Raw genomic sequence first — 10,494 nt, forward strand, 5'->3', positions numbered from 1 at the left:
ATATTAAGGCTATAAGGGTAAATAAACCTAAGCCGTTTTAAGTCAAAGCCTCTGGTAAACGTTTACCAGACGCTTTTTTTCTGATCAAAAAAGTTTTACCAAAAGAATCTTTTACTAAACAATGGCTGCTAACTTTTAATGCCATCGGTAATCAGTAGCAGCTAATGGGTCTAGGTTGTTAAAGCTGCTAAATGCTTTGTTTTTATTATTGTCCCACCACTTAAAATAGGCATTAGCGGCCATCTCGTGCGAGGCATCATTGTTAACTACTTTAAATTCGGGAGTTGCTCTTAACGTTAAAACGGGTTGTTGCGAAGGAAACCTTTGTACCAAGTACTTGCTCTCTATCGAAACCGCCCTGATGGATTCTACCGTCCATAATACGTACATGCCTAATTTGCACGTTGGTACGTACGTCGATGAGATGGGATTAGTGGGAAAATGAGAAATCAGTTGGGTTTCGTTCCGGTATTCCAGCAAGGCCGGAATATCCTGCGCCGTAAAAGCGGGTAAAGTAGCTGCTGTGTACTGATTGGATTTTAGTAAACGGATGTATTCTTTTACGCTGATTTTAACATCGGCTGTTTCATCTTCTTCATTACAGCTTATTAGCCCTATACAGAATACTAATAAATATAATAGTTTAATTGTTTTCATGTTTTGTTTGTTAGATGATGTTAAGCATGAGGTATATTGCTGGTTAAGTAAATAGCAACAAAAGATATATTACAGCTCATAATAAGATAATATATCTATTATTAATACAAGATTAAGCCATTGTCTATCAAAAGTATATGACTAATAGTAAGATGCCATGCAGCTATAAATGGTTGCATTTGTCCTGCATTGAATTTAAAGTAAGGGCATATAAACTTGTCTAAACTGGTATATAGTTACTTTAATTTTATACCTTTAAATTAATTCTTCTGGTTAAGCATTTATTACAAAACATTCGGAATATTTTACGCTTAATTAAGAAGTTGTAATTTTTTCAGGAGTGCCGGTGTCGGGGAATATATTTCGCTATTAAAATAACGGCCGATTAAGTTAATACCATTTATGAACCTGACGAATAATCTCGATAATTTGTACGTACTGGAACAAATTGTAGAACAGGCAGATTTTGTTTTTTTTATTTACGATATAGCCCCTAAAACTTTCCGGTACATAAGTCCGGTTTTTAACAACATCTGGGACAGAGACCGGAATGGCTTTGTTACGCAGCCGGGTAATTTATTGCAAACCGTACACCCCGACGATGTAGAAGCGCTGGTTACTACCTGGAATTTGGTTTACCAAAGGCAGAATAAATCTTTAGAATTCCGGATTGTAACGCCTGCCGGCCAAATAAAATGGGTTTGTTTAAAACTCTACAATATCATAAACGAAGATAATTCTTACAGTGTTTCGGGTATGGTAGAAGATATTACCATTTCTAAAGAACATAGCTTTACTACGTTAAAATATACTGCCAAAAAAAATTCTACCTTAGAAATTCTGTCGCACGATTTGGCCGGGCCTTTGGGTATTATTAAGCAATTGGCCAACATGGTAGAAGAGTCGGTAGAGCAGTATAAAAATTCGGAAATGACCGCCGACTTACAATTAATTCAGGATACCTGTAACCGGTCTATGGATTTAATCCGGGATTTGGTAAACCAGGAATTTTTAGAATCGGCCAATACCGAACTTAAAAAAGAGCGGATAAACCTGGTAGAACGAATAAATATTGTCATAGATAATTACCGGCGGTCGGAGCGGGCGCTGGCCAAAAAGTTTAATGTAGCAGCTAATCAAAACCCGATTTACCTTTACCTGGACGAAGTAAAATTTATGCAGGTAATTAATAATTTAATCTCTAACGCTATAAAGTTCACGCCCGAAAACGGTACTATAAATTTATTTATAGACGATAAAGGGAGCCACGTAGAAGTTAGCGTAGAAGACAACGGCATCGGAATTCCGGAGGCTTTGCACGCCAACCTGTTTGAGCGTTTTACCAGCGCGCGTCGGAAAGGGTTGCGCGGCGAACCAACTGTTGGGTTGGGCATGAGTATTATTAAAAGAGTGGTAGAAATGCACCAAGGTACTATTTCCTTTGAAAGTGCCGAAAATGAAGGCAGTAGCTTCTGCATTCGGGTTCCCAAAGAATAAATACACCGGCTTAAAATCTTACGCTGCTATTTCTGCCCGATAATTTATGCCCAACTCCGGGGCCAGATTATTTTTATGCCAGGCCTTTTATTTGCTAAATTATTATAACCGGCTGTTGTTCTCCGGATAACCTTTGCGCAACTGCCAGGTACTGCTTAAATTAACCGCCCAAGTACATAACCCAGTATACGGTTTGGGTGTTGGGGATTGATAGATGTGGTTTAAATTTTATAGCAATGCAAATATTTAAAGCGGCGGTTTATTCTAAAACAATTTTACAGGTTCTCTCGGGCATATTTCTTTTTTTTAGCAGTACCGGCATTTGTGCCCAAACACCCGATTTACTGAGATATGTACAACCTTTGTCGGGTACGGCCGCCAGTACCACCGCTGCCTCTTTAAAGCATGGTGCCGGTACCGAGCATTTAGCCAATACCATTCCGTCGGTAGGAGTGCCCTTGGGCATGACCCAATGGACACCCCAGACCCGCATCTCCGAGCAAAAATGTTTAGCGCCTTTTTATTATAAAGATACCCAATTAAGTGGTTTCAGAGGCACGCACTGGCTTAGTGGCTCCTGTGTGCAGGATTACGGTAGTTTTACCCTAATGCCACTTACCGGTAAATTAAAAACCAAAGCCACCGATTACGCTACTCCTTTCTCGCACAGCAACGAGGTTGCCACACCCGCTTACTACAAAGTAAATTTACCGGCCTACCAACTAGATGCCGAAATGACCGCTACGGCCCGTTGTGGCCTCCTGCAGTTTACCATGCAGGCAACCGACAGCTTGTACATACTCCTGGTACCCAACTCCGACGAAGGGCAAGGCATGGTGCAGGTAGATGCTGCTAACGGCGAAATCTGGGGCCATAATCCGGTACATCGCATTTACCAGGGCTCGGGCAAACCAGCCGGCTTTAGCGGTTATTTTGTGGTGCAAATAGAAAAAACCGGCGGCAGCAGCGGTACTTTCAGCGGTAACCAGGTTTCTAAAGCCAGTATTATCCAAAATAAAAAAGACATTGGCGCTTTTATTGGTTTTAAGCTAAACAAAGGCGAAAAACTGCGGCTGCGGGTAGGTACTTCTTTTAGTAGTTTGGCTGGTGCCCGCAAAAATTTAGCGACCGAAATAACAAATTATAATTTAGAAGAGTTGGTGGCCCGCAACAAAAATACCTGGAACCAGGCCCTTGGCCATATTAACGTTGAAACCACCAATGAGCAGGATAAAAGAATATTTTACACGGCTTTTTACCATGCCCAGCAGCACCCCCGTTTATTTAACGATGTCGATGGCACTTACCCCCGGTTTTCGGGCAATTACGAACTAAATAAACTTAGCCAAGGCAATTATTACGACGATTTTTCGATGTGGGATATTTACCGGGCTCAATTGCCATTACTGCAAATATTACAGCCTAGCCGGGTAAACGATATGGTACAATCTATGGTGCTCAAAGGTCAGCAGGGCGGTTGGTTGCCCATTTTCCCTTGCTGGAACAGTTTTACCTCGGCCATGATCGGCGACCACGGTACGGCTTTTATCGCCTCGGCGTATAACAAAGGCATCCGGAATTATGATGTAAATGAGGCTTATCGCCTTATGCGGCAAAATGCGTTTACCGTAGCTAATCCAAACGATTATATTAACGGTAAAGGCCGGCGGGCCTTGCCTTCGTATTTGCAGTACGGGTATATACCCATGGAAGATAAAGTAGCCGAAGCGTTTCATAAACAAGAACAGGTTAGCCGCACCTTAGAATATGCTTTTGACGATTACGCGCTAGCCCAGGTAGCCAAAGGTTTAGGTAAAACCGAAGATTATACGGCCCTGCAAAAACGGGCTTTGAATTACCGGCATATATTTGACCCGGCCGTGGGTATGGTACGGGGGCGCTACGCCAACGGCAATTGGTACGAGCCCTTCCGGGCCGATAAGAAAGAACCTTATATTACTGAAGGCACGCCCCGCCAATATACTTTTTACGTACCGCAAGATGTACCGGGTCTGGCTAAACTCATGGGTGGTGCCGGTAAACTGGAAGCTGCCCTCGATAGCCTTTTTGCTAAAAAAGAGTACTGGCACGGCAATGAGCCCGGTCACCAGATACCTTTTATGTACAATTATACCGCTTCGCCCTGGAAAACCCAGCAGCAGGTACGGCGTATCCTGGCCGAAGAATATAGCGATGGCCCCGGCGGTTTAAGCGGCAACGACGATGCCGGTCAAATGTCGGCGTGGTATGTTTTTGCGGCCATGGGTTTTTATCCGCTTAACCCGGTTTCCGACGAATATTTGCTATGTTCACCACTTTTTGATCGGGTGACTTTACAATTACCGGCCGGCAAAACACTAGAAATTATTACGCACAAAAAAACACCACAGGCGCAGTTTATAACCAACGTTAAAATAAACGGCAAAACTTACCAGAACAATTATATCCGGCATGCCCAATTAATACAGGGGGGCAAAATAGAAATTTACCTGCAGGAAAAGCCCGATAAAAAATGGGGTAATAAAATAAAGAATCAGGCGGCCGGGTTGTAAATTGTTTAAGCGGCCTGCTTGGAAGTTTTTCAAAAGTACCCTTATTCCAAAACCTGTTTTTACCCCAAGCGGGTTATGGCTACTTTCGTTTAAAAAACGTATACAGGTAAGGTAAATATTGTTATATTTGAATGTTGGTTAGATAGCTTGTTATGAAATATTTATCTTTTAGCCTTATTTGTTTTATTACGCTGTTGTTTGCCGGGTGTAAACAAATCGATAAACTGCTTACTTTTAATATTAACCGGTCGCAAACCATTACGGTGCCCCAACTGGCTATTATTCCCAACGCTACTGTTTTGGGCCCGCCCGTAACGGTAAACAGCGATACCAAAGAAGAATTTAAAAAGCAAAATACCGCTGCCGAACTGATAAAAGATGTTATCTTAACCAAAATAGTACTTAACCTGGAATCGCCGGATAATGAAGATTTTGGCTTTTTAAAAGATGTTGAGCTGTTAATTGGTGGTGATAATTTGCCAGATGTAAGTGTTGCCGCTCTTAAAAATATACCGGCTAATGCGGGCCGGAGCCTCGAACTAAATTCTACCAACATCAAGCTCGATAAATATTTAAAAGCCTCTACCATTACATTGCGCACCCGGGGTACCGCCAAAGAGCCGGTGAGCAGTGACATTACCGTAAAAGTAAACATGACCTTTAAGGTTACGGCCGACCCGCTTTAATATTTAAGCCTGGCCTTGGCAACGGAGGTGATTCTACCTTTAAGATATAGCCAACAGCATTATTTAATAAAAAACAGGTATGCGGCAAAAGTAAGATTATGCGTATATTTGCGCCCTGTTTAAAAAAATATAGATGCGCGTATTGGAAACGAATAAACTTGAAAGCGTAATTATTGTAGGCGATCGGGTGCTGATAAAGCCTAAAACTGCCAAAGAACAGACAAAAAGTGGTTTGTTTCTGCCACCCGGCGTGCAGGAAAAAGAAAAAGTGCAGGAAGGCTACATCATGAAAGTGGGACCAGGTTATCCTATTCCGGCCGATTACGGCCTGGATGATGAAGTCTGGAACCAGGATGAGCAGGAGCAGGTGCGGTACATACCCTTACAGGCCAAAGAAGGCGATTTAGCTATTTACCTGCAGCGCGATGCCATAGAAATAATTTACCACGGTAATAAATATTTTATTGTTCCTCAGGCGGCTTTGCTCATGCTGGTCCGGGAAGAAGATTTACTTTAATTAAATACCGTTCCATTATAAAATTTAAAATCCTGCTGTTACCCGGCAGGATTTTTTTTTGCCGCACCTTAGCCAATAAAAGTAACCTCATCAAAATTCTGTGGAGCCAAAACCTAATCAGGAAAATAAAGCTTTATTGCCAGAATAAATTTCTAAACATGGCGGCAACAGCCTTTTTATTGGCTAGCAACTAAATGGCCAAAGCATCGTTTAAACACAGATTAAGCATTTGTATACGGGTGATTATTTGGCGGTGGCTATTTGTAAAATATTATCTTTAAGCTGTTTGCTGCTAGCTTGTAGTAACCCCGCGCAAAAATCGACGGAAACTTTACCCGCTACAACGGCTACTGCTCCGGAAACCATGAACCAACCAGAAAAGCGACCTGCGGTTACGATAAACCAGGCCACCCCGGTAAACAGCAACGGGCTGGTAGCACCCGGTAGTTGTCGTTTAGTGGCTGAAGTAATTGCTATAAAACCAGACTTAGACACCGATAAAACTACTCCCTGCGGAAAAGTACCCTGTAAGGCTACCGTAAAAATTAAGCAGGTAATCGCATTGGGTGCGGCCTTTAAGCCAGTGGTAGCCGCCGGACAGGAAATACCCGTTTACTTTGCGTTTACGATAGGCCCTTCGGCTACTTATTTCCCGGGCCTGGTAGCGCCTTTACCGGGGTTAAAAGTGGGCAGTGTTTTTCAGGCCGATGTTATAAATATAACTAATGGAAACGCGGGTTCCGCGGCTTGGTACCAGGTTTATACGTACCGACTTAAATAAAATGGTAGATTACCGTAATAAAAATCAGAACTAAATTAGACTAGCTTAGTTATAAAGTAAACCCTTAATAGCGCACAATAGCCAAGCTAAAAAAGAGTTTTATAAAGCAGGTTGTTGGGTAGGTAGTTAGGGTTGATTACCCTTTAATCAAAGTCAATTAGCCTTAAATATTTAAAAAATGAACTTGTTTAGGTTTTCTTAAATGGACTAACCGCTACCATTGGTGGTGTTATCACCGCCAATCTTTTAGTTTTACCCGACTAGTTGCCGGTGAAAACACGCGGCAAGGGCAAACGTTAATGCCATTTCCAAAATACTTAACAGCTACAATAAATATTAGGCCCGGAAGGTGTAAATTTTGGATTTCCGTTGCGGGATATGATTTTATAAACCAGCTGCCTTAAATTAATTATACTTTAGCGATAAAATAGTACAATTGCATGAATTTTACCCCGCATAGCAAAGCAGTAAGTGCCGGCTTGGTTTTATTGTTCCTGTTTAGTCTCATTTTTTATTATAACCAGCCTAGTACAGTACTGCCCGGCCACCCGACCAAAGATGTTCGGGCAGCGGCCATGGCCATGAAAAAAGTCCGGAAGAAAATTAAAGCCAGCATCGGCTCTCCCGAAGACCCGCAGGCCCGTTACAGCTACGAGTTTAAACGCTTACGCAATCCTTATACCAACACTATTCCGGCCGATATCCGGAAAAAAGAGCTTATTTTTTCGGCCACCATACCCACCGCCGAGTTGGTAAATATTAACCGGTTTGGCCGCAATGCCCGCGGTATGGTTCTGGGTTGGGACAGTAGAGGACCGTTTAATGTGGGCGGGCGTACCCGTGCTTTGGCTATAGATGTGGCAAACGAAAATACTATTATAGCGGGCGGCGTGTCGGGCGGTATGTGGCGCTCTGTTAATGGCGGTACTACCTGGCAAAAAACCACCGACCCGGCTTTGCTCCAGAGCGTTACGACCGTTAGCCAGGATGTTAGGGCGGGTAAAACAAATATTTGGTATTATGGTACCGGCGAATTAGAAGGAAACTCGGCCTCGGCTACCGGTGCGGCTTACCGGGGTAATGGTATTTTTAAATCTACGAACAACGGGGTTTCCTGGACGGTTTTGCCGGCTACCGTTAGCAACGATGCCAGTACTTTTAATAACGTGTTTCAGTGGGTTTGGCGCGTAAAAACCAATCCGGCCAATGCCGCGCAGGACGAGGTACTGGCCGCTACTATTGGTGGAATTCAGCGGTCGGTAAACGGCGGCAATACCTGGACCAATGTTTTGGGTGCCGGTACTGCTACCCAGGCCAACAACCACGCCCGGTTTACCGATATTGCCATTAGCGCTACCGGCATCATGTACGCCACCTTAAGCCAGGCCAATAATACCGGCAGCGGTTCGGCCACCATCAGAGGTATTTTCCGGTCGACGGATGGCGTTAACTGGGCCGATATTACCCCAGCCGGCTGGCCACCGATTTACCGGCGCATAGTGTTGGATATTTCGCCGGCAAACGAAAATATTGTTTACTTTCTGGCTGATACGCCCGGTTATGGTTTATTCGATGCCAGTTTGTGGCGCTATACTTACGTGTCGGGCAATGGAACTGGCGCTGGGGGCGTGTGGGAAAACCGCTCGGGCAGTATACCTGCTTTTGGTGGCCAGGTAGGTAATTACGAACACCAGAACAGTTATAACATGCTGGTAAAAGTACGGCCCGACAACAGCAATATTGTTTTTGTTGGCGGTACCAACTTGTATGTGTCTACCAACGGTTTTGCTACTCCTTTTGCAACCCGCTGGATCGGCGGTTACACCTTACAAAATAATGCGGGCATGTACCCCAACCACCACCCCGACCAGCATGCTTTGGCTTTTTACCCGTCTGATGTTGCGCGGGCCGTATCGGCGCACGATGGGGGGCTGAGTCGCACCAGTAACATTCTGGCCACCGATACCGTGCGTTGGGAAAGTTTGAACCGGGGTTATTTAACCACGCAGTTTACCTCGGTAGCCATAGATTTAAACGAAACCGATAATTTTATAATGGGCGGCATGCAAGACAATGGTACTTATGCCGCTGAGCAGGCTACTGCCAACACCGAATGGTATTCTTTGCTTAGCGGCGATGGTGCTTTTGGGGCAGCGGTAGGTAATTCCTTAATTGTATCGGCACAAAACGGTTTTATTTACCGGTACGCGTTTTCTAATTCCGGTTCTTTCCGGGGGTATGCCCGCATCGATCCGCAGGGTGGTAGTGGCTATATATTTGTGAACCCCTACGTACTCGACCCCAATAACCAATACGTAATGTACTTGCCGGCCGGCGATACGCTTTGGCGTAATAATAACATTGATGCCATACCGGTAGGGCAAGGCGACAACTTTAGCGACCAACCCAACACCAACTGGAAAATTATTGCTGTAACCGAAACCAACCAGGATATCAGTGCGATTGCCGTAAGTAAAACCCCCGCCAATATGGTGTATTTTGGTACCGATAACGGCAAAATGTATAAATTGACCAACGCCCTGGCCAGCGATAATCCGCCGGTTACAAATATAACCAGCACCAGTTTTCCGGCTAACGGGTATATCTCTTGTATAGCCGTAGATCCCACCAATGCCGATAACGTAATTATTACTTTTTCTAATTACGGGGTAATGAGTTTGTTCCAGACTACCAACGGCGGCACCTCCTGGACGGCTATTGGGGGCAATTTAGAACAAAACCCCGACGGCAGCGGCAACGGGCCTTCAGTGCGTTGGGTAAGTATTCTGCCACCCGGTACCACCACCCGCGGCGAAACCAAATATTTTGTGGGTACCAGCACCGGCTTGTATGCTACCGCTAACCTGCGGGGGGCCAGCACCACCTGGGTTAAAGAAGGAACGCCCACTATTGGGAATGTACCCGTTGATATGGTTATTAGCCGCAATACCGATAACTTAGTGGTAGTGGGCACGCACGGTAATGGGGTTTACAGCCATAAATATATTGAACCTATTCTGGACCCTGTAGACGATTTACAAGGCGATTTTTCAGTAGGTAAAATTTTCCCGAACCCCATCCCGTATAAAACTTCTACCCGAACAATTTACAGTACTACTATTCCGTATGTTTTAGCCAAAGAAGCCCAGGTATCTGTAAAAATTTACGATGTGGCCGGCCGCGAAGTAAACCATTTGTTAAATGCGGTGCAGCAAGCCGGCGAGTATGCCGTTGAATGGGATGGCCGGTATCAGCGCGGCGGACGGGTAGCCAGTGGTATTTACCTTTGCAGCGTACAGGTTGGCAATAAACAAATTACAAAGCAACTGCTGGTGTTACCCGAATAATTCTGTAATAAGTAAATGCGGGTTGGGCAAGAGCTAAAAAGATATTATAAGAAAACGGAGGCTTATTACTTGAGCCTCCGTTTTCTTATAGCAAAAGATAAAATTATTTATCTTTTTAATAATTGTGCGTATTCTTTGGCAAAGTAAGAAAGAATAATATCGGCGCCGGCCCGCTTAAAGCTTAGTAATATTTCGAGCATTGCGCGTTCGCCGTCTATCCAACCGTTTTGGGCGGCCGCTTTTACCATGGCGTACTCGCCGCTAATGTTATAAACCGCAATGGGCAAATGCGAATTATCGCGCAACGATTTTACAATATCCAGATAAGGCAAACCGGGTTTTACCATTAAATAATCAGCACCTTCCAGGGTGTCGAGTTCGGCTTCGAGTAAAGCTTCGCGGCTGTTGGCCGGGTTCATCTGGTAAGTTTTTTTATCACCGAACTTAGGAGCAGAAT

At 44.2% G+C, this 10,494-nt stretch carries 7 protein-coding genes and 1 pseudogene; 6 read left to right on the forward strand and 2 right to left on the reverse strand.

Going from position 1 to position 10,494, the window contains the following annotated elements; translation table 11 throughout:
• Positions 1–135: 135 nt before the first annotated feature.
• Positions 136–657: a DUF4943 family protein gene (locus ACO1R6_RS13095; RefSeq protein ID WP_486265311.1), complete on the reverse strand. Its 522-nt coding sequence runs from the start codon at positions 655–657 to the stop codon at positions 136–138.
• Positions 658–1,059: 402 nt separating this feature from the next.
• Between ACO1R6_RS13095 and ACO1R6_RS13100 the strand changes: the two genes are divergently transcribed.
• The 6 genes from ACO1R6_RS13100 to ACO1R6_RS13125 all read left to right on the forward strand — a co-directional run bounded on the left by ACO1R6_RS13100 (position 1,060) and on the right by ACO1R6_RS13125 (position 10,037).
• On the forward strand, positions 1,060–2,154 hold the full coding sequence (locus ACO1R6_RS13100; protein ID WP_486265312.1) for a PAS domain-containing sensor histidine kinase: 1,095 nt from the start codon (positions 1,060–1,062) through the stop codon (positions 2,152–2,154).
• A gap of 236 nt (positions 2,155–2,390) precedes the next feature.
• Positions 2,391–4,706 carry a GH92 family glycosyl hydrolase gene (locus tag ACO1R6_RS13105; protein WP_486265313.1) on the forward strand — a complete coding sequence of 772 codons (2,316 nt, stop codon included), beginning with the start codon at positions 2,391–2,393 and terminating at the stop codon, positions 4,704–4,706.
• A gap of 152 nt (positions 4,707–4,858) precedes the next feature.
• On the forward strand, positions 4,859–5,392 hold the full coding sequence (locus ACO1R6_RS13110; RefSeq protein WP_486265314.1) for a hypothetical protein: 534 nt from the start codon (positions 4,859–4,861) through the stop codon (positions 5,390–5,392).
• A gap of 133 nt (positions 5,393–5,525) precedes the next feature.
• Complete coding sequence (locus ACO1R6_RS13115; protein WP_486265315.1) at positions 5,526–5,909, forward strand: co-chaperone GroES; 384 nt, start codon at positions 5,526–5,528, stop codon at positions 5,907–5,909.
• A gap of 286 nt (positions 5,910–6,195) precedes the next feature.
• Positions 6,196–6,690, forward strand: coding sequence for a hypothetical protein (locus ACO1R6_RS13120; RefSeq protein ID WP_486265316.1), 495 nt, complete (start codon positions 6,196–6,198; stop codon positions 6,688–6,690).
• 440 nt (positions 6,691–7,130) lie between these two features.
• Positions 7,131–10,037 carry a FlgD immunoglobulin-like domain containing protein gene (locus ACO1R6_RS13125; protein ID WP_486265317.1) on the forward strand — a complete coding sequence of 969 codons (2,907 nt, stop codon included), beginning with the start codon at positions 7,131–7,133 and terminating at the stop codon, positions 10,035–10,037.
• Positions 10,038–10,144: 107 nt separating this feature from the next.
• Here the strand turns inward: ACO1R6_RS13125 and ACO1R6_RS13130 are convergent.
• Positions 10,145–10,494 (reverse strand): annotated as a pseudogene (locus tag ACO1R6_RS13130) (porphobilinogen synthase); the annotation flags it as partial.

This window comes from Adhaeribacter sp., from assembly GCF_057359045.1.